Genomic DNA, 23,455 nt, shown 5'->3' on the forward strand with positions numbered 1-23,455 from the left:
GGCTCAACAGGCCGGGCGGGCCGCCCGATAGACCGGAGCGGCGGCGTCCTGAACCTGAACCGGCGACTTCACGTGAGCCACGCAATCGGGCCGCGAGGCGAAGGCCACATAGACGAGATGGGCGTTGGCTCCGATCAGCAGCCCCAGTCCCAGCCCGATCAGGACCCAGATCTTCAGGCGGGTCGAGAGGCGCGCCCCGGGCGTGGTCTGCGCGGCTTCAGGAGTCATCGGGGCCTCCCTCGGCGGGCTTCAGGCCAAGGACGTAGAGCGTCAGGATGCGCCGCTCGGCGAGGGTGAGGCGCTCCTCCCAATGGGGCATGTGGCCCTGACGCCCGTTCACCAGAGTCCGGGTGAGGGTCGCCCGGTCGCCGCCATAGAGCCAGTAGCCGTCCGTCAGATCCGGCGCGCCCGCGGTCTTGAGTCCGCGCGCGTCCTCGCCATGGCAGGAGGCGCATTGCTCGGCGAAGATCGCGCCGCCCGCCTCGACGCCCTGGGCGTCGCGCGGATCCGGCTCGCCGACGTCCTGCGCATGGGCGCGCAGGAAGGAGATCACCGAAGCGATCTCCGGCCGCGAGAGCATGCCGTCGCGGCCGAAGGCCAGCATCTGGCCGTAGCGCGTCTCCTCATGGGTCGAGTTGATCCCGACGCGCAGGGTCTCTTCGATGGTCTCGGGCTCGCCGCCCCAGAGCCAGAGCTGCGCGCTCAGATCGGGGAAGCCGGGGCCTCCGCGTCCTTCGGCGCCGTGGCAGGCGGCGCAGTTGTCGCCGAAGAGCCGGCGTCCGGATTCGGAGACCACCCGCATCAGATCGGGGCGCGCCTCGATCTCGGCGTAGGGGAGGCTCTCCATCTCCTGCGTCCAGGCTGCGCGCTCGCGTTGCGCCGCGCCGAGGGCCCGGCTCACGTCCTGGCGGTGATCCGCCCCGAGCAGGCCCCGCGTGTAGCTGGCGCCCAGCGGCCAGGCGGGCATCAGCGCCCACCAGAGCAGCGAAAAGGCGAAGGTCAGGCCGAGGAAGACGAAGACCACGCGCGGAATCGGCGTGTTCAGCTCCTTGATGCCGTTCCATTCATGGCCGGTGGTCTCGCGCCCGGTGACCGGGTCCTTCTCCGTCATCGCCATGGCTTGTCGTCCTTGTCGAGAATGCTCCGTCCGGCTTCGTCGAACTTCGTCCTGTTCTTCGGCCAATAGGCGTAGATCACCACGCCCACCGCCATGCCGAGCATGTAGAACAGCCCCCAGCTCTTGGCGATCCGGACTAGGTTTTCATGATCGAAGACCATCATGGAGCCTCCAGCGCGGCTTGCTGCTGCTGTTGCCGATGGGCCGCGTCCGTCAGCTTGCCGAGGATCTGGAGATAGGCCACCAGAGCGTCCATTTCGGTGACCACGCCGCGTTGTCCGTCGAAGACGCGGATGTTGGTCGCGTCGCCGTAGCGGGCGGCGACCTGATCCGCCATGAGGCTGCCCGGCATGGCCTGACCCTGGGCGTCGGCCGGGGCGTTGGCGATCATGGCGTCGTCATAGGGCACGCCCACCGCCTTCATGGCCGCCAGATGCCCGCCGAGATCCTCGACCTTCAGGGCCTTGCGCTCGAGGAAGGCGTAGCGGGGCATGTTGGATTCCGGAACCACGTCGCGCGGATTGACCAGATGGGCCACATGCCAGGCGTCGGAGTATTTCCCTCCGACGCGCGCCAGATCCGGCCCGGTGCGCTTGGAGCCCCAGAGCATCGGGTGGTCGTATTGCGATTCCGCCGCCAGCGAATAGGGCCCGTAGCGCTCCACCTCGTCGCGGAGGGTGCGGATCATCTGCGAATGGCAGGCGTAGCAGCCTTCGCGGATGTAGATGTTGCGGCCCGCCAGCTCCAGCGGCGTATAGACGCGCATGTCCGCGACCTTCTCCACCGTGTCGTCGATGGTGAAGAGCGGCGCGATCTCGAAGAGCCCTCCGATGGAGGACACCCCGATGATCGCCAGAACGAAGCCGATGGTCGAGCGTTCGATCTTCTTGTGGAATTCAGCCATGGCTCATTCTCCCGCGACGAGGTTGCGGTCGGCGTTGCGGTCGGCGGGCCGGTCGTCCTGCGGAACGGAGACGGAGGCGCCCCGGATGGTCATCCAGATGTTGCAGCAGCCGACCAGAGCGCCCATCAGGAACATCAGGCCGCCAAGCGCGCGCGCGACGTAATAGGGATGCATCGCCACGAGGGAATCGACGAAGCTGTAGCTCAGGCTGCCGCTCTCGTCATAGGTGCGCCACATCAGGCCCTGGATCACGCCCGAATTCCACATCGAGAAGACGTAGACCAGCGTTCCCAGCAGCGCGAGCCAGAAATGGACCTCCACCAGAGCGGCGGAATGCATGCGCTCGCGGCCCCACATCACCGGCACCAGGTAGTAGATCGAGCCGAAGGTGATCATCGCCACCCAGCCGAGGGCGCCGGCGTGGACATGGCCGATGGTCCAGTCGGTGTAATGCGAGAGCGAATTCACCGCCCGGATCGCCATGAAGGAGCCTTCGAAGGTCGAGAGCCCGTAGAAGACCGCCGCGATCATCATGAAACGCAGCGTGGCGTCGTCGCGCACCTTGCGCCAGGCGCCGTTGAGCGTCAGCAGCGCGTTGCCCGCCGAGGCCCAGGACGGCACGATCAGCATCACCGAGAAGGTCATCCCGAGCGTCTGCACCCAGTGGGGCAGCGCGGTGTAATGCAGGTGATGCGACCCCGCCCAGAGATACATGAAGGTGATGCCCCAGAAGCTCACGATCGACATCCGGTAGGAGAAGATCGGCCGTCCGGCGCGCTTGGGCAGGTAGTAATACATCATGCCGAGGAATCCGGCGGTCAGGAAGAAGGCGACGGCGTTATGGCCGTACCACCATTGCGTCATCGCGTCCTGGACGCCCGAGAAGGCCGAATAGGCCTTGGCCTGGCCGAAGGAGACCGGAACAGCCAGATTGTTGATGATGTGCAGAACCGCCACCACCAGAATGAAGGCCATGTAATACCAGTTGGCCACATAGATGTGCGGCTCCTTGCGGCGGGCGAGCGTCAGGATGTAGATCAGGAAATAGGCGACCCAGACCACCACCAGCCAGAGATCCGCATACCATTCGGGCTCGGCGTATTCCTTGGACTGGGTGATCCCCATGAAATAGCCGGTCACCGCCAGAAGGCAGAACAGGTTGTAGCCGAGCAGCACGAACCAGGGCAGCAACTGCCCCGACAACCGCGCCCGCGACGTCCGCTGAAGCACGTGGAACGAGGTCGCGATCAGCGCGTTGCCGCCGAAGCCGAAGATCACGCCGGTGGTGTGCGCCGGACGCAGACGCCCGAAGCTCGCCCAGGGCGAATCCACGAAGGTCAGCTCCGGCCAGGCCAGAAGCGCCGCCACCCAGACTCCCATGAACAGCCCGAAGACCGCCCATCCCATGCTCAGCAGGATGCCGAGGCGGGTCGGATCGTCGTAATAGGCGCTCTCGCGATCCTCCGTGGGCTCCGGCGCGTCCAGCGCCCCGAGCACCGGCAGGGCCAGCCCCGCCGCGAAGACCACGATCAGCAGACCGTGCCAGCCGAGAGGGTCGCTGCGGCCCGCAAGGCCCAGAACCGCCCCCATGAGCGCCACGAGCCCCAGAATGATCAAGGCGTTCTGCCTTTCGTGCCGTGTCAGTCGAGCTATCATCATCTTCTCCGGATGGCTGTCCTTGCGATGGCGGCGGAGGGGGAGAAGCTCATCGCGCCTCCCTCGGGCGGAGGGCGGCCAGGGCCGCGAGGATCAGAAGCAGCGCCTTGGCCGCCTCCAGGGCCACATAGATCCCGTGATGGCGCGAGGCGGAGGGCGCAGCTCCCGCGGCGATCTCGCCGACCCGCGCGTCGAGGACCGGCAGAAGCCACAGCGCCTGAAGCGCCACGATCCCCGCCGCCAGAAGCGCGGGAAGCGTCGCCCCCGCGCCGAGGCGCCCCGTCAGGACCGCCGCGCACAGCAGGGCCGCCAGACCCCATTCGACCTTCGAGAACAGCCCGAAGGTGACGCGTCCCACCTCCAGCGCGACGGGCAGGCTCAGGCCCGGCGCGGCGAACTTGACCGGCGTGGCCAGAAACGAGACCCCCGCCAGAAGACCCAGCCAGAAGACCGCCAGCAGAAGCGCAGGCGATCCCCGGGCCGGTCTCGCGCGATGAACGGACATGACTTCTCCCCCGACGGCGCCGAGGGCGCCGCCTGTCCTCCCGACGCCTGGGCGTCGTCTTCCTGAAATCCGTCGGAGCGGCCTTCGCGGCCCGCCGCCCGCGCGAGCCGCTCCGTTCGAGTCTTCCGGTCGGAGGCCCCCGGTTGGAGGCTCCTGGTCAGAGTCCGGGGGGCTCCTCCCGGAAGGGGGTCGACCGCGCGAATCTGGACGAAAGTTTAAGGAGATTACATGAATTCTCAATTCATGTTTTAGGAATTCATGTTTTTTCGTCGCGGTCATTCCGCCGCAGGCGTCGCGCCTCGCGCCGCCGCAGGAGGCCTGAGAGCGCCTGAGGACGCCGAAGCGGACGGCGCGGTTTTTTCCGTCCGGCCCTTTGTGCGCGACAGGATCGCTTCCATATATCCGGCTCCGCAAGCCAGCCGCTCGCGACCGGAGATCCGGCAGCGCGTCCGCCAGGAAAGAAAGCCTTTTCGCTCCATGGACATGGGACTTCCGGCGGCGTTGACCCTCCGCCGCCCTCCGTGCTTCCTTCTCCGCTTCCTTCGAGGGGCCTGATCCGCGATGCGCCTGACCAGTTTCTCCGATTACGCATTGCGGCTTCTGATCTACGCCGCCCGGCATCGGGACCGCCTCGTCACCATCGAGGAGGCCGCCGCCGCCTACGACATCTCGCGCAGCCATCTGACCAAGGTGGCCAATCTGCTGACGCGCGCCGGATTCCTCAGCTCCATGCGGGGGCGCTCCGGAGGCCTGGCGATGGGACGTGCGCCCGAAAGCCTCACCCTCGGCGAGGTTTTGCGCGTGACGGAGCCCGATTTCGCCAGCATGGAGTGTTTCGGCCCCGGAACGGAAGGCGCCTCGGGAGAGGCGAAGCGTCCGGCGGAGCTGACGGCGGCGGTCGGCGCGGCCCTGACGGCCTTCCTGGCCGAAATGGACGCCCGCACCCTCGCCGATCTTCTGCCGAAAGGCGAAACGCGCGCGGAAGGGTCGGGCGAAGATGGAGCATCCTGAATTTCACCACGAGGCGCCGCGTCTGACGGTGCGCGATCCTCTGGCGGCCTTTCTGGGCTCGACGAGGGACGGCCTCTTCTCCTACGGCTACGCCGACGCCGTGCGTCTGGCGGGACATTCCTGTCCGGCGGTGGCGGGGGCCTGGCTGATGACGCTCCAGGGGCTCTCCTGGCTCTATGGCGACGAGATCCCCGAGCGCGGCGGCGTCGAGGTCCATCTGCGCGAGGCCCGCGATCAGGGCGTGACGGGCGTGATCGCGCTGGTGGCCGGGCTCGCGACGGGCGCCGCGCCCGAAACCGGCTTCGGAGGGGTGGGGCCGCAGGGGCTCTTCTCGCGGCGCGGACTCCTGCGCTTCGACGCCCCCATCGACGGCGTCATGGGTCTGCGGCGGCGCGATACGGGGCGCGGCGTGATCCTCGACATCGACACCAACCACACGCCTCCGACGCCCGAATTGCGCGCCCTGACGCCTCTGGCGCTCTCGGGCGCCGCGACTCCCGCGGAGCTGGCCCGCTTCGCCGAGCTCTGGCAGGAGCGGGTCCGGCGCATGCTGATCGACCACGCCGAGGATCCCAAGCTGATCCACATCTACGACTGGCCGGAATCAGGGCACGGGTCGGGGCCGGAGGCCTTCGGCGAAGAAGAGGCCTGACGGCCCCTCCTCCGGGTGGTGGTGGGGAAGGCGGCGGTCTCCCGCCGCCCCCTGAGGTCAGGCGAGGCCCGAAGGGGCCTGGAGCGGCGGCGCTCCGGAAGGCTCCGCCCTCGGCGCGGCGACGGCGGGCGCCGGAGCGAAGCCCGGCGCGGGCGCGAAGACCGCTTCCGCCGTCCGGGGAGGCGGCGGGGGCGAAGCCGGGGGAGGCGCAGCCGGCGGAGGCGAGGCTTGCGGAGCTTCGGGGGCCTGCGGCGCCGGATGCGTCGGGTGTTTCGGGCCGGCCTGCGGGGCGGGGCCGCCCTGCTCTTCATGTCCGGGCCTGGGCGTCCGGAAGAGCTTCAGCACGAAGACGAAGAAGGCCGGAACGAAGAAGATCGCCAGCACCGTCGCCGAGATCATGCCGCCGAGCACGCCCACGCCCAGCGCGTTCTGACTGGCGGCGCTGGGGCCCGTGGCGATGGCCAGAGGCGTCACGCCGAGCGAGAAGGCCAGCGAGGTCATGATGATCGGGCGAAAGCGCGCCCGGGCGGCCTCGACGGCGGAATCGAGCAGCGACATGCCTTCGGCGTAATGCTCCTTGGCGAACTCCACGATGAGGATCGCGTTCTTGGCCGAAAGGCCGATGATCGCGATGAGCCCCACCTTGAAATAGATGTCGTTGGCCATGCCCATGTGCAGCGCCGCCACCACGCAGCCGATGATTCCCAGAGGCACCACCAGCATCACCGAGAGCGGAATCGACCAGCTCTCGTAAAGGCCCGCCAGAAGCAGGAAGACGAAGAGGATGCTCAGCCCGAAGAGCAGCGGCGCCTGAGAACCGGACTTCAACTCCTCCAGGGATTGCCCCGTCCATTCAAAGCCGAAGCCCTGCGGCAGATCCAGCGCCAGACGCTCCATCTCCGCGAGCGCCGCGCCCGAGGAGAACCCCGCCTGCGGAGACCCCGAGATGCGGATCGTCGGATAGCCGTTGTAGCCCACCACCTGCGGCGGACCCTTGGTCCATTCCGCCCGCGCGAAGGCCGAAAGCGGCACCATGCCGCCATGCAGGTTGCGCACGGTCAGCCGGAGCAGGTCCTCCGCCTGGAGGCGGTCGCGGTCCTGGGCCTGCACGACCACGCGCTGCATGCGTCCGGCGTTGGGGAAGTCGTTGACGTAGGCCGAACCGAGATTCGCGCTGATGGTCGAATTGATGTCCGCGAAGGTCACGCCGAAGGCGTTGGCCTTTTCGCGGTCGATCTCCAGCATGATCTGGGCGGCGTCCGGCAGGCCCTCGATGCGCAGGCCCGCCACCACCGGACTTTGCGCGGCCGCGCCCATCAGCTGGGCGGCGGCGGCGCTCAGGGCCTCCTGACCGAGCCCGGCGCGGTCCTGGAGGCGGAAGGTGAAGCCGCCCGTCGCGCCGAAGCCCGGAATCGGCGGCGGAGACAAGGCGAAGGAGGTCGCGTCCCGCAGGCCGAACAGCTGCATGTTCGCCCGGTTGGCGATGTCCTGGGCGCTCTGGCCCTCGCCGCGCAGGGCCCAGTCCTTGAGCGTCACGAAGACCAGCGCCGCGTTCGCGCCGTTGCCCGAGAAGCTGAAGCCCTGGATCGCCACGATGTTCTCGACGGAAGGCTCGGCGCGGAAGATCCCCTCGATCTGGCGCAGCGTGGCGAGGGTGCGGTTGGCGCTGGCCTCGGGCGGGCCCTCCACGTTCACGATCAGGAAGCCCTGATCCTCGGCGGGCACGAAGTCGCTCGGCAGCTTCACGAAGAGATAGCCCAGCCCCGCCACCAGCGCGAGATAGACCACCATCATGCGTCCGGCGCGCCGGGCCATGCCGCCCGTCAGCCAGGTGTAGCCGGTGGTGAGGTTGTCGAAGCGGCGGTTGAACCAGCCCCCGAGCCCCCGCTTCTCGTGATGTCCCTGCGCGATGGGCCGCAGGAAGGTGGCGCAGAGCGCAGGCGTCAGCGAAAGCGCCAGAAAGCCCGAGAACAGGATCGACACCACCATGGTCAGGCTGAACTGACGATAGATGATGCCCGTCGAGCCCGGAAAGAAGGCCATCGGAATGAACACCGAGCAGAGCACCAGCGTGATGCCCAGAATGGCGCCGGTGATCTGGCCCATGGCCTTGCGGGTGGCCGCCTTCGGAGACAGCCCCTCCTCGGCCATGAGCCGCTCGACGTTCTCGACCACCACGATGGCGTCGTCCACGAGGATGCCGATGGCCAGAACCATCGCGAACATGGTCAGCACGTTGATCGACATGCCGCTGACCAGCATCACCGCGCAGGCTCCCAGCAGGGCCACCGGCACCACCAGAGTCGGAATCACCGTGTAGCGGAAGTTCTGGAGGAAGACGAACATCACCACGAAGACGAGCCCGACCGCCTCCAGCAGCGTCATCAGCACCTTCGAGATCGAGGCCGAGACGAAGGGGCTGGTGTCGTAGGGCGCGGAATATTCGACGCCCGGCGGGAAGAAGCGCGCCAGCTCGTCCATCTTCTCGATCACCAGCGCCGAGGTCGAGAGCGCGTTGCCCGTCGAGGAAAGCTGGATGCCGATGGCCGCCGCAGGCTGGCCGTTGAAGAAGCTGGAGAAGTTGTAGCTCTCCGCCCCGACCTCCAGCCGCGCGACGTCGCGCAGCCGCACCGTCGAGCCGTCTTCGTTGGCGCGCAGCACGATGGCGCCGAACTCCTCGATGTCCGAGAGCTGGCCCTTGACCAGAACCGTCGCGGTCAGATCCTGCGAGACGGGGTTGGGCGAGGCGCCGATCTGGCCGGCCGCGACCTGCGCGTTCTGGGCGCCGATGGCGGCGCGCACGTCGTCGGTGGTGAGGCTCAGGCCGAGCATCTTGTCCGGATCGACCCAGACGCGCATCGCGCGCCCCGCCGAGAAGAGCTGCGCGCGGCCCACGCCCTCCAGACGCCGCAATTCGCCCATGACGTTGCGGTTCAGATAATCGCCGAGCGCCACCTGATCCATCGAGCCGTCGGTGGAGATCAGCGTCAGGATCATGAGGAAGCCCGCCGAAGCCTCCTCCACAGAGACGCCCTGGGAGCGCACCATCTGGGGCATGCGCGGCTCGACGCGGCGGACGGCGTTCTGCACGTCCACCGAAGCCTGCTGGATGTTGGTTCCGGCCTCGAAGGTCGCGGTGATCGAGACCGCCCCCGAGGTGTCGGAGGTGGATTCGAAATACATCAACCCCTCGACGCCGTTCAGCTCCTCCTCGATGAGCCGCGTGACGCCCTGATAGATCTCCTGCGGAGAGGCGCCCGGATAGAAGGTCGAGATGGTCAGCTGAGGCGGCGCCACGTTGGGATATTGCGCCACGGGCAGAGAGGGCAAGGAGATGAGACCCGCGATCGAGATGAAGATCGCGATGACCCACGCGAGAATGGGCCTGCCGATGAAGAATTGGGCCAAGGGATAACCTGTCGGTTTGCGTCGGTTCTGGCTTGGAGTTCAGTGCCGGAGTCGGCGGGGCCTCAGCGCGAGGCCTCCTGCGTCCAGGGCTGGGGCGAGACCTTGCCGCCCGGCCTCACCTTGCCCACGCCGTCGACGACGATGGTTTCGCCGCTCCGCAGGCCCTCCTCGACGAGCCATCCGCCGTCGATCACCCGACCGAGCCTGACGGGCCGCGCCTCGGCGGAGCCGTCGGCCCCGACGACGTAGACCTGCGAGGCTCCGCTCGCGCCGCGCTGCACGGCCCTTTGCGGAATGACGATGGCGTCGCGCCGCAGGCCCTGGGTCAGCTTCACCCGCACGTACATGCCCGGCAGGAGGTCGCCGCGCGGATTGGGGAATTCGGCGCGCAGGGTGACCTGTCCGGTGCTGGCGTCCACGCCCGCGTTGGCGAAGAGCAGGCGGCCCTTGCGCTCGTAGACGGAGCCGTCGTCGAAGGCGAGCTCCACCTGGGCCTCGTTGGCCGAGGGGCTGGCGAGATCGCCGCTCGCCACGGCGCGCCGCAGGCTCAGAAGCTCCTGCGCCGACTGGGTGAAATCGGCGTAGATGGGATCAAGCTGCTGGATCAGCGCGAGATTCTGTCCGCCGTCCGCGGCGGCGAGGGCGCCCTCCGTCACGAGGGCCGCGCCGATCACGCCGGAGATCGGCGCCCGGACCTCGGTGTAGTCGAGGTTGATCCGCGCCTCTTCGAGGACGGTCTGGGCCAGAGCCAGGTCGGCTTCGGCCAGCTGCACGGCCACGGCGGCGGCGTCGTACTGGGCGGCGCTGGCGACGTTGCTGCGGCGCAGCGTGATCTGCCGGTCCAGCTGCACCCGCGCGTTCGAAAGCGCCGCCTGAGCCTTCTGCAAGGAGGCCTCGGCGCTGGCGACCCGCACCCGGAAGAGCCGCGGATCGATGCGGTAGAGGACCTGTCCGCGCTCCACGCGCGCGCCCTGCTCGAAGACGCGCTCCTGGATGACGCCCGTGACCCGGGCGCGGACTTCGGAGACCCGGGTGGCGGAGATCCGCCCGGGCATCTCGTTGACGATGGGCGTGGTCTCGCCCTTGAGGACCATCACGCCCACGACGGGCGGCGGCATGTCTCCGAAGCCCTGCGCCCGGGCGTGGGAGGCCGCAGACAGCAGGACGCCCAGAAGGAGGAGCGTGCGGAAAAGAGAGGAGGACACAGGATCAACCTTCGTTCTCGCTCCCGGAAGGAGCGTTGGATGCGGGGGCCGCAAGCGGTTCTGACGCTGGTTCTGATGTCGTTTCCGGTTCCGGTTCTGATTCCGGTTCCGGGGCCGGCTCCGGGAGGGTGGCGAAGATCATCCGGATTCCATCGAGAATCCGCCGCCTCTCCCGGGCGCTCCATTCGTGGACGCCCGAGAACTCGGTCCAGCAGAGGCCGGAGAGGGCCAGCAGGGCCATGGTGGCGGCGTGGGGACGTTCGCCCTTCCGGATGTCGGCCATGTCCTTGCGGACCCATTCGCGGATCTTCGCCTGGATCTCGACTTCGCAGGGCATGGCCGCGTTGACGGCCATGAAGACGGCGCGCTCGGTGTCGTCCGGGGCGCGTTCGGCCATGGCGATCCGGCCGAAGAGCTCCGGATGGGGGCTGTCGGCGTGATCGGCGACGGCTTTTTCCTGATCGGCCTCGTGCCGCGCGTGGTGGCGGCTCATGAGGGCCATCAGGAGTTCGCTCTTGGATTTGTGGTCGTAGACGACGCGCGACTTGCTGACGGCGGCTTCTCTGGCGACGGCGTCGATGGACATGCCCACGGGCCCGAGGCGCAGGATCACGCGTTCGGTGGCGTCGAGGATGTCGTCTGCGCTGATCTTTCTCTGTCTGGCCATATCCTCCGCTCCCAGCGGGATTTCAATACGAACGATCGTGTTTTAATTCAACAGGAAAAATCGGCGGGAGCCGAAATTGCTTCCTGATGGAAAACGGTCGACGCATGGGAGCGGAGTCGGGTTGGCCTCCTCAAGTCGTTGATTGCGGGGCCGCTCTGGAGCCGGAGCGCGGAAGATCTCCCCTGATCCCGGAGATTCAGGCGTGAAGCCCGGAGCTCTCCGGAACAGGAAGACGCCTCCCGCAGCATGGCGGGAGGCGTTCCTGTCGAATCCGGCTTGGCGGAGTCGGCTCGTCGGGATCGGGGCGGATCACTCGGCCGCGATCTCCTGCGCCGGGAAGACGCGCAGGGCGTCGGGCACCAGACGGACGGTCTCGCCGGGGGCCAGCGCCAGTTTCGCCAGTTCACGCTTGGGAATCTCGGCCTCGAAGGGGCGGCCGCTGCGGACTCCCACCAGCTCGATGCGCGCCAGAGCCCCGAGCTCCAGAGCCCGCGCCACCTTCGCCTCCACGCCCGGCCCCGAGGCCTCGCGGGTGACGTGCAGCTCATGGGGCCGCACATAGGCCGTCAGGCGCGAGCCGTCCGCATGGGCGTTGGCGGGCAGGGCGAGGCCGCCGTCCTCGACCTGGAGCGCCCCCGAGACCACGCGCCCCTCGAAGAAGTTCGAATGGCCGAGGAAGCTCTGCACGAAGGAGGTCGCGGGCTGGGTGTAGACCTGCGCCGGGCCGCCCACCTGCTCGATGGCGCCCTTGTTGATGAGCACCACCTGATCCGCCAGTTCGAGGGCCTCCTCCTGGTCGTGGGTCACGAAGATGGAGGTCAGTCCGAGCTGGTGATGCAGATCGCGCAGCCAGCGGCGCAGATCCTTGCGGACCTTGGCGTCGAGGGCGCCGAAGGGCTCGTCCAGCAGCAGGACGCGCGGCTCCACCGCCAGAGCCCGCGCCAGGGCGATGCGCTGACGCTGACCGCCCGACAACTGCGCCGGATAGCGATGGCCGACCCAATCCAGATGGACGAGCTCCAGAAGACGCTTCGCTTTCGCCTTGATCTCGGCGTCCGGGAGGCGCTCGCGGCGAGGCTTGACCCTCAGGCCGAAGGCGACGTTCTCGAAGACCGTCATGTGGCGGAAGAGCGCGTAATGCTGGAAGACGAAGCCCACGTTGCGCTCGCGGACGTCCGCGCTGGAGGCGTCTTCGCCGTTGAAGAGGATGCGTCCGGAATCGGCCTGCTCCAGCCCGGCGATGACGCGCAGGAGGGTGGTCTTGCCGCAGCCCGAGGGCCCGAGAAGCGCGGTCAGCTGGCCGTCCGGCACGTCCAGGGTGACGTCGTTGAGGGCGACGAAATCGCCGAAGCGCTTGTTGATGTGTTCGACGCGGATGCTCATGATCAGGCTCCTTCGCTGCGGGCGCTGGCGACGCGCCATTCCACGAACGTCTTGAGGGCGAGGGTCACCAGCGCGAGGAGCGCCAGCAGCGAGGCCACCGCGAAGGCCGCGGAGAACTGGTATTCGTTGTAGAGGATCTCGACATGGAGCGGCATGGTGTTGGTCAGGCCGCGGATATGTCCGGAGACGACGGAGACGGCTCCGAATTCGCCCATGGCGCGGGCGTTGCAGAGGATCACGCCATAGAGCAGGCCCCATTTGACGTTCGGCAGGGTCACTTTCAGGAAGGTCGTCCATCCGCTGGCGCCGAGCACCACGGCGGCCTCTTCTTCTTCGGTGCCCTGGGATTCCATGAGGGGAATCAGCTCGCGGGCGATGAAGGGGAAGGTCACGAAGACCGTCGCCAGCACGATGCCCGGCACCGCGAAGATCACCTTGTAGCCGTTGTCGAGCAGCCAGGGCCCGAGCCAGCCTTGCGCGCTGAAGACCAGCACATAGACCAGACCCGCGATGACCGGCGAGACCGAGAAGGGCAGGTCGATGAGGGTGGTGAGCAGGGTTCTCCCGCGGAATCGATGCTTGGCGATGAGCCATGAGGCGGCGATGCCGAAGACGAGGTTCACCGGCACCGCGATGGCCGCAGCCAGCAGCGTCAGCCGCACGGCCGAGAGCGCATCAGGTTCGGCCAGCGCCGAGAAATAGGCGCTCCAGCCCTTGCGGAGGGCCTCGGTGAAGACCAGCGCCAGAGGCGCCAGCAGGAACAGCGCGAAGAAGGTCAGACCCAGACCGATGAGCAGACGACGCGTCCAGGCGGGATCGCGCGTGGCGCCGCGCTGGGTTTCCCGCCCGCGCGCGTAGAGGGAAGCGGTTCCTCCGGCCATGGTTCAGCTCCTTTCCGTGCGACGCGAGGACCAGACCTGCAGGGCGTTGATGGCCAGCAGGAGCGCGAAGGAGACGATCAGCATGACCGCCGCGATGGCCGTGGCCCCGGCGTAGTCATATTGCTCGAGCTTGGTGATGATGATCAGGGGGGTGATTTCGGAGACGAGGGGGATGTTTCCGGCGATGAAGATCACCGAGCCATATTCTCCGAGCGCCCGGGCGAAGGCCATGGCGAAGCCGGTCAGCAGCGCCGGATAGAGCGCCGGAAGCACGACCTTCCACACCGTCTGGGCGCGCGAGGCCCCGAGCGAGGCGGCGGCCTCCTCATATTCCGTATCGAGGTCCTCCAGCACGGGTTGCACCGTGCGCACCACGAAGGGCAGGCCGATGAAGGTCAGGGCCACCAGAACGCCAAGCTGCGAGAAGGCCACCTTGATTCCGAGCTGACCCTCCAGGAAGGAGCCGAACCAGCCGTTCGGAGCGTAAAGCGCGGTGAGCGCGATTCCCGCGACGGCGGTGGGCAGGGCGAAGGGCAGGTCGATCAGGGCGTCCACGAGCTTGCGGCCGGGGAAGCGGTAGCGGGTGATGATCCAGGCGAGGATGAGGCCGAAGACCACGTTGACCGCCGCCGCGAGGAGCGAGGCGGTGAAGCTGAGCTTGTAGCTCGCCACGGCGCGCGGGGCGCTGATCGCCTCCCAGATCTGGCTCCAGCTGAGCTTGGCGGTGTTGATGAAGACCGCCGAAAGGGGGATCAGGATGATCAGGAAGAGCATCAGGATCGTGACGGCGAGCGAGAGCCGGAAGCCGGGCAGCACGCGGCTGCGGGCGTTGGCCAGAGCGATCCCGAGCAGCGCGAAGAGCGCGTAGACCGCCAGAAGCAGGCCGCCCGGCAGGGTTCCGCCGCGCGAGGCGGCGTAGATCACGGCGCCGACGAGCGCAGCCCCGCCCCAGAGCAGCCATGAACGGGAAGAAGGAGCAGGAACGCTCCCGAAACGATTCAGTGCGGCTTCAGCCATCAGCGTCTCTCCGCGAGGATATGGTCATGGGCTTTCCAGTTCGATGGATCGTCGCCCCTCCCGTCGAGGGCCTGGGCGGCCGTTCGGGGAGGGGCTTGCGGGGCCTTGTCAGACCGGGTCTCCGGAGGCTCAGCGGATGGCGTAGATCTGGTCGAAGATTCCGCCATCCGAGAAATGTTCGTCCTGAGCCCTGGTCCAGCCGCCGAAGGTGTCGTCGATGGTGAAGAGCTCGACCTTGGCGAAGCTGTCGGCGTATTTCGCCAGCACTTCGGGGTTGCGCGGACGGTAGTAATGCTTCGCCGCGATCTCCTGACCTTCGGGGCTGTAGAGCTCCGTCAGATAGGCCGTCGCCACGTCGCGCGTGCCGTGGCGGTCGACGTTGCCGTCCACCACCGCCACCGAGGGCTCCGCGAGGATCGACACCGAAGGCGTCACGATCTCGAAGTTCTCCGGGCCCAGCTCGTTGATCGCGAGATAGGCTTCGTTCTCCCAGGCCAGCAGCACGTCGCCGATGCCCCGCTCCACGAAGGTCGTCGTCGAGCCGCGCGCGCCGGTGTCCAGAACCTTCACGTTGCGGAAGATGTCGCCGACGAACTTCTTCGCCGCCGCCTCGTCGCCGCCCGGCTGACGCAGCGCGTAGCCCCAGGCCGCGAGGTAGTTCCAGCGCGCGCCGCCCGAAGTCTTGGGATTGGGCGTGATGACCTCGACGCCCGGCTTGACCAGATCGCCCCAATCGTTGATCCCCTTGGGATTGCCCTTGCGCACGAGAAACACGATGGTCGAGGTGTAGGGGGCGGAGTTGTCGGCGAGTTCGCCGATCCAGCCCTCGGCCAGGAGGTTGCGGCCATGGAGGCGCAGGGCGTCGACGTCATAGGCGAGGGCGAGGGTGACCACGTCGGCCTCCAGCCCTTCGATGACGGAGCGGGCCTGTTTGCCGGATCCGCCATGGGACTGGCGGATGGTGACGTCGTCGCCGGTCTTGTCCTTCCAGAGCCTGGCGAAATGGGCGTTGTAGTCCTGATAGAATTCGCGCGTGGGATCATAGGAGACGTTGAGCAGCGTGATGGAGGCCGCGAAGGCCTGAGCCGAAGCCGCCGCCAGAAGCGCGGAGAGAGCCGCGGTCTTGAGGAATTTGCGCATGAAGGGATCGCCTTTCCGTTCCAGGGTCTCCCGAACCGCTAACGATCCGCAGGCGAGGCGCGAACAAAGCCTTTATGCGAAGCTTATTCCTGTTCATGAAAATGAAAGAATTCCGTCATGAATATGCCGAATCAATCTGAGCATCCTGAAGAATCGTCAACGACTCCGTCGGCTTCCTGCGGATTTCCGATTTGATCTTTCCTCATCTGCTTATGCGGCGGGGCTCGTGAGCCAAACTGTCGCAGCGGCCGCGCCGTGAAGCGGAGCCTCCGGGCCTCTCTTCCGCATCGGTCCCGGCCCCTGATTCCGGGGGCGCCCCGCGCGTCGGAGGCGAAGTCCATCCCTCGCCGTTCCTTTCGGCCTCTCGCCGCGCGAGATGAGAATAACCGGCCTCGGGAGGCGGATCCGGACGGAGATTCTCAAGAAGAATTCAGACCGGATTTCGAAAAAACCGGGATTACCTGCTGAACATGACACAGGATTCCTTCATGATGATCCGGCTCCGCAGGATGATTTCGATACGGAAGCCTGCGGAATATTACGGATCCGGAGATGAGGAGTTCATTTCATGTTTCTGCGAAGCTTCGCCCTGTCCGCCTTTTCGGGATTCCTGGTCGCAGCGCCCGCCGCCGTGGTTCAGGCGCAGGTCCAGACCGTGGAGGATCCGAGGACGCTGGTCCCCGAGCGGGCGACGGTCGAGACCCCGCCTCCTCTGACGCCCGGCGCGCCGGGACAACGCCGCGTCGCGCCGCCCGAGCCCGGCCGCATCGAGCCTCCCGCCTTCCGCTCCAGCGACGATCCGGGCGTCGACCTCTACATCCGGATGCTGCCCTCGCGGATCTGGAATCCCAACACGCGGCGTTTCGACCAGGTGTCGCATCGCGGCTATTCCCGGACCGGCGCCGGAACGCCGGGCGCCGAGGCGCTCAACGCCTATCACGTGCCGCCCATCGAGGCCCGGCCCGGCGAAACCGTGCGGATCAACATCCGCAACCAGCTGCCCCCGGAGCCCGGTTGCGACCATGATCCCGCGCTCATGAACTTCCCCGACCGCATGGGATGCCGCAACGACACCAACAATCACTTTCACGGCGGCTGGGTGAATCCGGAAGGCAATTCCGACAACGTCCTGCGCATCCTGAAGCCCGATCCTGTCTTCATCCATGAATATGAATACAACATCCCTCACGACCATCCGGCGGGCACCTTCTGGTATCATCCGCATGTCCATGGCTCGACCGCGATCCAGGTCGGCAGCGGCATGGCGGGCGCCCTGATCGTCTATGGCGACCGCTGGCCCGCCGCCCGTCCCGACGGAAGCTTCCGTCCCGGAGACGTCGACGTGCTGCTCCGCGACGCCGAAGGACGGAGCATCCCGGACCGCGTCTTCCTGCTCCAGCAGATCCAGTATTCCTGCGACCTCGCCGCCGACGGATCCCCCAAGCCGCCCGCCGAGCGCTGGAATTGCGCCGAAGGCGAAACCGGCGGCCTCAACGATTATACGGCCTTCCTCAATCCGGGCCCGCAATGGGACGCCTCCGCCCGCTTCACCACGGTCAACGGCGCGGTGGCCTCGCCTCTGGCCCAGGCGGCGCGCGCCGGACAGCCCGAACGCTGGCGCTTCATCCACGGCGGATTCTCCGCTTCGGCCAACGTCCGGATCTTCCCCCGCAAACGCCCCGAAACCCTGACTCCCGGCGTGGCGACCCTCTTCCAGGCCACGGCGGCGCGCGATCAGCAGGAGACCGTCGACCGCGAATGCGCCACCGAAGGCGAGCCGCTGCCCATGTTCGAGATCGCCGCCGACGGACTCACCCGGCCCTCGATCCTGCGGACGGACTCGCGCGAGATGCATCCGGGCTATCGCAGCGACGTGCTCGTCTCCTTCCCGCAGCCCGAAGAAGGCGGGGTGGGAGAATATTGCGTGATCGACGCGGGCGTCGGCGAGGATCGCGGCGTGCCGGGCTCGCATCTGTCGCGGCGGCTGCTCTTCACCGTGACGGTCGAGCCGGCGGACCAGCCGGTCGAGAACGATCCCGAGCAGGCCATCCGCGCCATGCTGGCCGAAGCCGCCGAAGCCTCGGAGTCCGGAGAGCTCGCCGCGCGGATCCAGGCCGATCTGGCCGAGATGAAGCTGACGCTCTTCACGCCCCACGCCTCCCTCGCGGAGGAGGAGGTGGACAATCACCAGCATGTCCGCTTCAACCTTCTGGGCTCGACCCAGGCCTTTCCCGAAGGGCTGGATCCGCCCGTGGCCCAGGGCGCCGGAATCGCCTACGAGAAGACGGATTCGCCCGCTTCTCCCGCCGCCTGGGAGTACCGGCGCTTCACCGGCCATGAGTCCGAAAACATCGAGCTCACCCTCGGCGACACGGATGAATGGCGCCTGACCACCAACGACGTGCTCCATCCCTTCCACATCCACGTGAACCCCTTCGAGATCATCGCGGCGAACCTCCAGCAGACGGCGCCCGACGGAACCGTCTCCACCCTCGACCTGACGCAGACCCCGACCTATCTCGACGCCGCCGGAGTCGAGCAGCCTTCGCATTATTTCGGCATGAAGGGCGTGTTCAAGGACACCATCCTGACCCAACCCGGCGTGACGGTGGTGGTCCGCTCGCATTACCGGCGTTACGTCGGGGCCTTCGTGCTGCATTGCCATATCCTCTATCACGAGGACGGCGGCATGATGCGCAAGGTCGTCATCCGCGATCCGGGCCATGTGGCCCATGATCTCGGCGGAGGTGGCGGCGGACACGGAGGCCATGGCGGAGAACAGCCCCAGCCTCAGCCTCCGTCTCCTGCGGAAAGCTTCTCGCGGCTGCTCGCCCTGCTGCTGGGCTGGGGATGGCTCTGGGGCTGAACAGGAACGGGGGCTCGGGAGGGAGAAGGCTGCATGGGCTTGTCGCCCGCGCTCCGCGACAGCTACAAGAGGGCGGATTCCCCTGCGCCGACGCCGCTCCGGCGCGCGCGACGCCGAGGATGACCGCGGCGCCGCCCCCTGGCGCCGCGCAAGCCTGAGGAACACCCATGCATCCCGCTTATCCCGACACCCTCCTGCTGATCGACGGCGAATGGCGGCCCTCCTCCGACGGCCGGACCATTCCGGTCGTCAATCCGGCGACCGAAGAGGTCGTCGGCCAGGTCGCGCACGCCTCGACCGCCGATCTCGACGCCGCTCTGGCGGCTGCGGAGCGCGGCTTCGCCCTCTGGAAGGCGGTGTCGGCCCATGACCGCAGCCGCCTGATGCGGCGCGCGGCCGATCTGCTGCGCGCGCGGGTCGAGGAGCTCGCGCCGCTCATGACCCTGGAGCAGGGCAAGCCCCTCGCCCAGAGCCGGGGCGAACTCGCCGCCGCCGCCGACGTGATCGACTGGTTCGCCGAAGAGGGACGCCGCGCCTATGGCCAGGTGATCCCGGCCCGGGCTCCGGGCGTGCTTCAGCTGACGATCAAGGATCCGGTCGGGCCCGTGGCGGCCTTCACGCCCTGGAACTTCCCGGTCAATCAGGTGGTGCGCAAGCTTTCGGCGGCGCTCTGCACGGGCTGTTCGATCATCGTCAAGGCGCCCGAGGAGACGCCCGCTTCTCCCGCTGGCCTGATCCGCTGCTTCGTGGACGCCGGGATTCCCGCCGGAGTGGTCAATCTGGTCTTCGGCGTTCCCGCCGAGGTCTCCAGCCATCTGATCGCCTCTCCGGTCATCCGGAAGATCTCCTTCACCGGCTCGACTCCGGTGGGCAAGCATCTGGCCTCTCTGGCCGGACGCCACATGAAGCGCGCCACCATGGAGCTCGGCGGACACGCCCCGGTGCTGGTCTTCGACGACGCCGACGTCGATGCGGCGGCGCGGCTCATGGCGACGCACAAGTTCCGCAATGCGGGCCAGGTCTGCGTCTCGCCGACGCGCTTCCTCGTGCAGGAAGGCGCGGCGGACCGCTTCCTCGAAGGCTTCGTGAAGGCCGCGGAGAAGATCCGCGTCGGCGACGGCATGGACCCCGCCACCGACATGGGGCCTCTGGCCAACGAACGCCGCATCCCCGCTCTGGAGCGCATGGTGAACGACGCGCAGGCTCAGGGCGGAAAGCTGAGGCTCGGCGGCGGGCGGATCGGGAACAAGGGCTGGTTCTACGCCCCGACCATCCTGACCGACGTGCCCAAGACCGCCGAAATCATGAACGACGAGCCCTTCGGCCCCGTCGCGGTGATCAACCGCATCCGCGACGTGGAGGAGGCGCTCGCTGAAGCCAACCGGCTGCCTTTCGGACTCGCGGCCTACGCCTTCACGAAGTCCACCGAGACCGCCCAGCGGCTGCGCGCCGAAGTGCGGGCCGGAATGCTGGCGGTCAACCATCTGGGGCTCGCCTTGCCCGAAGTGCCCTTCGGAGGGCTCGGCGAAAGCGGATACGGCACCGAAGGCGGATCCGAAGCCATCGAGGCCTATCTCGACACCCGTTTCGTCACGCAGCTTCTGTAACAGGAGGCCGACGCCTGCGCCCCCGACCGGGCGCGGGCGCATCTCCGGCGAGTCCGGCGCGGTCCGGGCCTTGCGCAGGCCCGAACCCCGACGGATCCTCAGAACTCGGCGTTCACGCGGAACTGGACGTTGCGCGGCTCGCCGTAGAAGTTGAAGGTGGTCGGGCCATGGGCCCGCTCGTAATATTTCTTGTCGAGCACGTTGTTGACGTTCAGCGTCAGGCTCCAGTCGTCGTTGATCCGGTAGCCCGCCGCCAGATCCGCCACCACATAGCCCGGCGCCCGGACCAGAGTCGAAGATCCGTTCGCCAGACGCACGAGGCTCGAATAATCGCTGAAGGCCCGGAAGCCGCCGCCCAGCCAGAGGCCGTCCAGCCAGCCGTCCCTTTCGTCGAAGCTGTATTTCGCCCAGACCTGCGCCATGTGATGCGGCGCGTCATATTCCAGAATGTTGGCGGTCGGACGCTCGGTGTCGGCGTAGCTGCTGTCGGTGTAGGTGTAGCCCGCCGAAAGCTGGAGCCGGTCGGTCAGGGCCCCCGAAACCTCGAATTCGACGCCCTGCTGCGTCGCCTCGCCCAGAGGAGCGGCGGCGGTCATGTCCAGAGGATCCCGCACCGCCCGGTTGCGGTCCTGGATGTGGAAATAGGCCAGGGTCGCGTTGACGCCGTCGAGGGGCTCCGCCTTCAGGCCGATCTCGTATTGGGTTCCGGTGCGCGGCTTGATGGAGTCTCCGGCGGCGGTGAGGTCGGTCTGGGGCTGGAAGATCTCGGTGTAGCTGCCGTAGAGCGAGGCGCGGTCGCTGAAATCCCAGATCGCGCCCAGATAGGGCGTGAACTTCGCGTCGATCCTCTCGCGGTTCTGCGCCGAGAGGGCGCCCGTCGCGAGCTGGACCGTGCTTCCCTCGTTGTCGTACCAGCTCAGGCGGCCGCCGAGGATGGCCGTCAGATCCCGATGCGGCTTCACGCGCCACTGGCCGTAGAAGCCGTATTGATCGGCGTCGGCCTCGGCCCGCGTGACGTAGGAGACCGCAGGACGCGGAATGGCGGCGTCCCAGCTCCAGAGGTTGAAGGAGCCCGCGATCTGGCCTTGCTGATTCAGGATGGTCGTCTCGTTGGAGCGGTAATCCGCGCCGAAGATCAGGTTCTGCTCCAGGCCGAAGAGGTCGAAGGGCTTGCTGACATGGGCGTCCAGAGCCATCGAGGTCTGATCATAATCGCGCGCCAGCCAGCCCAGACGCGTCACTTCTCCCGTCGCGGAGGCCGCCGTTCCGGTGAAGGCGTAGTGCATGTCGGCGTCGGCCCTGGTGTAGATGCCCGAGACCTTGGCGTGGCCGCCGTCCTCGAACTTGTGCTCCACCTCGGCGAGATAGTCCGTCACGCGGTTGTCGAAGTAATTCCAGTCGGCGCCGGTGAAGGTCGAGACGGGAAGATCCATCAGGGTTCCGTCGGCGTAGGTCGGCAGGCCGTTGCTCGGGGTGATGTCGCGGGCGCGGTGATGGATCGAGAGAGTCGCGGTGGTGTCCGGAGTCACGTCGGCCTGAACCACGCCGTAGACCACGCCCACCTTGTTGTCGAGGTGGTCCACCCAGCTGTCGCGCGCGCCGTAGGCCCCGATCAGGCGCCCCCGGATCGTGCCCGAGGCGTTCAGCGGGCCGCCCACGTCGCCCTCGACGCGGCGGTTGTTCCAGGAGCCCACGAGGCCGCCGAACTTCAGCTGGAACTCGTCGGTCGGCTGCTTGAGGCGCATGTTGATGGCGCCGGCGGGCTCGCCGCTGCCCGCGAAGAGCCCCGCAGGACCGCGCAGGATCTCGACGTGATCCACCACCACCAGATCCGGTTGCAGCCCGTAGAGGCTCGACAGGGGCGTGGCCAGGCCGTTCATCGAGAAGGCGTCGAATTCGAAGCCGCGCGAATAGATCGAGGAGCGCCCGTCGTCGTTGACCAGAGGCATGACGCCCGGAGTCTTGCGCATGGCGGAATCCAGCGAGGTGAAGCCGCCGTCCTCGATGCGCTGATGGGTCAGCACGGTGGTGGATTGCGGGATCTCGCGGGGATAGCGCGTGTCCTTGTCGCCCACGCTGAGGAGGTCGGCGGCGTAGGAGGGGCTCTGTTCGGTCTCGTAGGTGGAGCCCTGGAGGAAGATGGTCTCCAGCAGGAGCGCGTTCTCCTCAGGCGAGAGAGGCGGCTCCTGCGCCCAGGCCGCAGAGGCCGCCAGCACGGCGCAGAGCGCGCAGCCGCGCGCCAGAGCGCTCCGCAGACGCAGGCCCTCCTCGCCGTCGCGCGGGATCGGGGAAGAGGGGCGCCGCAGGGGCGTCGGGTGAGGAGGCATGGTCGGACTCCGGATTCCAGAAGGATCCTCCGCAGACTCCGTGGAAACGGAGCCCGGATGGATCGGCGAAGACTTGAGGGAGGAAAGCGCGACATCGCGTCTGGCTGGAGACGAGCCCTTGCTGATTCCGGTATAGGCCGGTCGGCGGAGCAGGATAAGACCGAAAAGCGGCGGGGCGCTCATCGTCTTCTTGCGTTGCAATATGGCGTCACGCCGGGGAGCCGGGCCGCAGGATCCCGGAGCGGAGCCGTTGATTTCCGGCGGCCATGGCCTCACCCTGCCCGCAGAGGGGCGCGTCCGGGCGTTCCGGCGGCTCAGGCGGGGAAGATCATGGCGGCCTCCTTCTGGAATCCCGAGCTCTACGCGGCCTTTCGCGGCCTGAGGCTGCGTCCGGCGCTGGATCTGCTGGCTCAGGCGCCCGAGCCCCCGCCGGGCGAGGCGGTGGATCTCGGCTGCGGCGACGGCGCCGTCGCGGAGGCCCTGAGGGCGCGTTTCCCCGACCGCCTCCTGACCGGACTCGATTCAAGCCCCGAGATGCTCGCCAGGGCGAAGGGCTACGACCGCCTCGAAGAAGCCGACATCGCCCGCTGGACGCCCGCAACGCCTCCCGCGCTGATCTTCTCGAACGCCGCGCTGCAATGGCTGCCCGATCACGCGGCGCTCCTGCCCCGTCTGGCGGGGCTGCTCGCGCCGGGCGGAGTCCTCGCCGCGCAGATGCCGACGAATTTCGGGGCGCCCTCGCATGTCCTCCTGCGCGAGACGGCGGCGGAGCTTTTCGCAGGCCGCTTCCCGCAGGAGCGTTCCGTCGCGCCGGTCCATCCGGCGCGCAGCTATCACGACTGGCTTGCGCCTCTGGGGCGGGTCGAGATCTGGGAGACGGAATATCTCCAGGAGCTGCCGCCCGACGCCACGGCCCATCCGGTGCGCCGCTTCACCGAGGGAACCGCCATGCGGCCTTATCTGGCGGCGCTCTCCCCGGAGGAGGGCGCGCGGCTGACCGCCGCCTATGACGCCGCCCTCGCGGAGGCCTATCCCCTGCTGAAGGAAGGCGGCGCGCTGTTTCCCTTCCGCCGCCTGTTCCTGATCCTCCGGACGCCGGGCTGAGGCCG

At 67.7% G+C, this 23,455-nt stretch carries 19 protein-coding genes; 5 read left to right on the forward strand and 14 right to left on the reverse strand.

Features of this window, described 5'->3' with window-relative positions:
- Positions 1-3 precede the first annotated feature (3 nt).
- From PHN62_RS06975 to PHN62_RS07000, 6 genes are all read right to left on the reverse strand, one after another.
- Positions 4-228 carry a hypothetical protein gene (locus tag PHN62_RS06975; RefSeq protein WP_300148226.1) on the reverse strand — a complete coding sequence of 75 codons (225 nt, stop codon included), beginning with the start codon at positions 226-228 and terminating at the stop codon, positions 4-6.
- Positions 218-1,117 (reverse strand): cytochrome-c oxidase, cbb3-type subunit III, encoded by a 900-nt coding sequence (gene ccoP / locus PHN62_RS06980; protein ID WP_300148229.1) that lies wholly within the window; start codon positions 1,115-1,117, stop codon positions 218-220. The genes PHN62_RS06975 and ccoP overlap by 11 nt, the downstream gene beginning before the upstream one ends.
- Positions 1,108-1,281 (reverse strand): cbb3-type cytochrome c oxidase subunit 3, encoded by a 174-nt coding sequence (locus tag PHN62_RS06985; RefSeq protein ID WP_300148232.1) that lies wholly within the window; start codon positions 1,279-1,281, stop codon positions 1,108-1,110. The genes ccoP and PHN62_RS06985 overlap by 10 nt, the downstream gene beginning before the upstream one ends.
- Positions 1,278-2,021, reverse strand: coding sequence for a cytochrome-c oxidase, cbb3-type subunit II (ccoO, locus tag PHN62_RS06990; RefSeq protein ID WP_300148235.1), 744 nt, complete (start codon positions 2,019-2,021; stop codon positions 1,278-1,280). The genes PHN62_RS06985 and ccoO overlap by 4 nt, the downstream gene beginning before the upstream one ends.
- Positions 2,022-2,024: 3 nt before the next feature.
- Entirely contained in the window at positions 2,025-3,611 is a 1,587-nt protein-coding gene (gene ccoN / locus PHN62_RS06995) for a cytochrome-c oxidase, cbb3-type subunit I (protein WP_300148597.1), read from the reverse strand.
- A gap of 115 nt (positions 3,612-3,726) precedes the next feature.
- On the reverse strand, positions 3,727-4,182 hold the full coding sequence (locus PHN62_RS07000) for a hypothetical protein (RefSeq protein ID WP_300148238.1): 456 nt from the start codon (positions 4,180-4,182) through the stop codon (positions 3,727-3,729).
- A 561-nt stretch (positions 4,183-4,743) separates the two neighbouring features.
- Between PHN62_RS07000 and PHN62_RS07005 the strand changes: the two genes are divergently transcribed.
- On the forward strand, positions 4,744-5,193 hold the full coding sequence (locus PHN62_RS07005) for an Rrf2 family transcriptional regulator (protein WP_300148240.1): 450 nt from the start codon (positions 4,744-4,746) through the stop codon (positions 5,191-5,193).
- Positions 5,180-5,845, forward strand: coding sequence for a hypothetical protein (locus PHN62_RS07010; protein WP_300148243.1), 666 nt, complete (start codon positions 5,180-5,182; stop codon positions 5,843-5,845). The genes PHN62_RS07005 and PHN62_RS07010 overlap by 14 nt, the downstream gene beginning before the upstream one ends.
- Positions 5,846-5,902: 57 nt before the next feature.
- Here the strand turns inward: PHN62_RS07010 and PHN62_RS07015 are convergent, their stop codons facing one another.
- From PHN62_RS07015 to PHN62_RS07045, 7 genes are all read right to left on the reverse strand, one after another.
- Positions 5,903-9,253 carry an efflux RND transporter permease subunit gene (locus PHN62_RS07015; protein ID WP_300148246.1) on the reverse strand — a complete coding sequence of 1,117 codons (3,351 nt, stop codon included), beginning with the start codon at positions 9,251-9,253 and terminating at the stop codon, positions 5,903-5,905.
- Between the two features lie 62 nt (positions 9,254-9,315).
- Positions 9,316-10,458: an efflux RND transporter periplasmic adaptor subunit gene (locus PHN62_RS07020; protein WP_300148249.1), complete on the reverse strand. Its 1,143-nt coding sequence runs from the start codon at positions 10,456-10,458 to the stop codon at positions 9,316-9,318.
- Between the two features lie 4 nt (positions 10,459-10,462).
- Positions 10,463-11,125: a TetR/AcrR family transcriptional regulator gene (locus tag PHN62_RS07025; RefSeq protein ID WP_300148252.1), complete on the reverse strand. Its 663-nt coding sequence runs from the start codon at positions 11,123-11,125 to the stop codon at positions 10,463-10,465.
- Positions 11,126-11,434: 309 nt separating this feature from the next.
- Positions 11,435-12,508 (reverse strand): sulfate ABC transporter ATP-binding protein, encoded by a 1,074-nt coding sequence (locus PHN62_RS07030; protein WP_300148255.1) that lies wholly within the window; start codon positions 12,506-12,508, stop codon positions 11,435-11,437.
- A 2-nt stretch (positions 12,509-12,510) separates the two neighbouring features.
- Entirely contained in the window at positions 12,511-13,389 is an 879-nt protein-coding gene (cysW, locus tag PHN62_RS07035; RefSeq protein ID WP_300148258.1) for a sulfate ABC transporter permease subunit CysW, read from the reverse strand.
- 3 nt (positions 13,390-13,392) lie between these two features.
- Positions 13,393-14,406 carry a sulfate ABC transporter permease subunit CysT gene (gene cysT, locus PHN62_RS07040; RefSeq protein ID WP_300148261.1) on the reverse strand — a complete coding sequence of 338 codons (1,014 nt, stop codon included), beginning with the start codon at positions 14,404-14,406 and terminating at the stop codon, positions 13,393-13,395.
- A 129-nt stretch (positions 14,407-14,535) separates the two neighbouring features.
- Entirely contained in the window at positions 14,536-15,546 is a 1,011-nt protein-coding gene (locus PHN62_RS07045) for a sulfate ABC transporter substrate-binding protein (RefSeq protein ID WP_300148264.1), read from the reverse strand.
- A 568-nt stretch (positions 15,547-16,114) separates the two neighbouring features.
- Here PHN62_RS07045 and PHN62_RS07050 point away from each other — a divergent pair.
- Positions 16,115-18,412, forward strand: coding sequence for a multicopper oxidase family protein (locus PHN62_RS07050; protein WP_300148267.1), 2,298 nt, complete (start codon positions 16,115-16,117; stop codon positions 18,410-18,412).
- A gap of 167 nt (positions 18,413-18,579) precedes the next feature.
- Entirely contained in the window at positions 18,580-20,019 is a 1,440-nt protein-coding gene (locus tag PHN62_RS07055; protein ID WP_300148269.1) for an NAD-dependent succinate-semialdehyde dehydrogenase, read from the forward strand.
- A gap of 98 nt (positions 20,020-20,117) precedes the next feature.
- Here PHN62_RS07055 and PHN62_RS07060 read toward each other — a convergent pair whose 3' ends face one another.
- Positions 20,118-22,346, reverse strand: coding sequence for a TonB-dependent siderophore receptor (locus PHN62_RS07060; protein WP_300148272.1), 2,229 nt, complete (start codon positions 22,344-22,346; stop codon positions 20,118-20,120).
- Positions 22,347-22,676: 330 nt separating this feature from the next.
- Here PHN62_RS07060 and PHN62_RS07065 point away from each other — a divergent pair, with 330 nt between their 5' ends.
- Positions 22,677-23,450, forward strand: a complete 774-nt coding sequence (locus PHN62_RS07065; protein WP_300148275.1) for a methyltransferase domain-containing protein — start codon at positions 22,677-22,679, stop codon at positions 23,448-23,450.
- Positions 23,451-23,455: the final 5 nt, after the last annotated feature.

Source organism: Neomegalonema sp. (assembly GCF_028688855.1).
Taxonomy (GTDB): Bacteria; Pseudomonadota; Alphaproteobacteria; order Rhodobacterales; family Rhodobacteraceae; genus Neomegalonema.

Excerpts from the sequence above, each read along its gene's own strand:
- PHN62_RS06975 (WP_300148226.1), bottom strand. The coding sequence starts at position 228 with ATGACTCCTGAAGCCGCGCAGACCACGCCCGGGGCGCGCCTCTCGACC.
- ccoP (WP_300148229.1), bottom strand. The coding sequence starts at position 1,117 with ATGGCGATGACGGAGAAGGACCCGGTCACCGGGCGCGAGACCACCGGC.
- PHN62_RS06985 (WP_300148232.1), bottom strand. The coding sequence starts at position 1,281 with ATGATGGTCTTCGATCATGAAAACCTAGTCCGGATCGCCAAGAGCTGG.
- ccoO (WP_300148235.1), bottom strand. The coding sequence starts at position 2,021 with ATGGCTGAATTCCACAAGAAGATCGAACGCTCGACCATCGGCTTCGTT.
- ccoN (WP_300148597.1), bottom strand. The coding sequence starts at position 3,611 with ATGGGGGCGGTTCTGGGCCTTGCGGGCCGCAGCGACCCTCTCGGCTGG.
- PHN62_RS07000 (WP_300148238.1), bottom strand. The coding sequence starts at position 4,182 with ATGTCCGTTCATCGCGCGAGACCGGCCCGGGGATCGCCTGCGCTTCTG.
- PHN62_RS07005 (WP_300148240.1), top strand. The coding sequence starts at position 4,744 with ATGCGCCTGACCAGTTTCTCCGATTACGCATTGCGGCTTCTGATCTAC.
- PHN62_RS07010 (WP_300148243.1), top strand. The coding sequence starts at position 5,180 with ATGGAGCATCCTGAATTTCACCACGAGGCGCCGCGTCTGACGGTGCGC.
- PHN62_RS07025 (WP_300148252.1), bottom strand. The coding sequence starts at position 11,125 with ATGGCCAGACAGAGAAAGATCAGCGCAGACGACATCCTCGACGCCACC.
- PHN62_RS07030 (WP_300148255.1), bottom strand. The coding sequence starts at position 12,508 with ATGAGCATCCGCGTCGAACACATCAACAAGCGCTTCGGCGATTTCGTC.
- cysW (WP_300148258.1), bottom strand. The coding sequence starts at position 13,389 with ATGGCCGGAGGAACCGCTTCCCTCTACGCGCGCGGGCGGGAAACCCAG.
- cysT (WP_300148261.1), bottom strand. The coding sequence starts at position 14,406 with ATGGCTGAAGCCGCACTGAATCGTTTCGGGAGCGTTCCTGCTCCTTCT.
- PHN62_RS07045 (WP_300148264.1), bottom strand. The coding sequence starts at position 15,546 with ATGCGCAAATTCCTCAAGACCGCGGCTCTCTCCGCGCTTCTGGCGGCG.
- PHN62_RS07050 (WP_300148267.1), top strand. The coding sequence starts at position 16,115 with ATGTTTCTGCGAAGCTTCGCCCTGTCCGCCTTTTCGGGATTCCTGGTC.
- PHN62_RS07055 (WP_300148269.1), top strand. The coding sequence starts at position 18,580 with ATGCATCCCGCTTATCCCGACACCCTCCTGCTGATCGACGGCGAATGG.
- PHN62_RS07060 (WP_300148272.1), bottom strand. The coding sequence starts at position 22,346 with ATGCCTCCTCACCCGACGCCCCTGCGGCGCCCCTCTTCCCCGATCCCG.
- PHN62_RS07065 (WP_300148275.1), top strand. The coding sequence starts at position 22,677 with ATGGCGGCCTCCTTCTGGAATCCCGAGCTCTACGCGGCCTTTCGCGGC.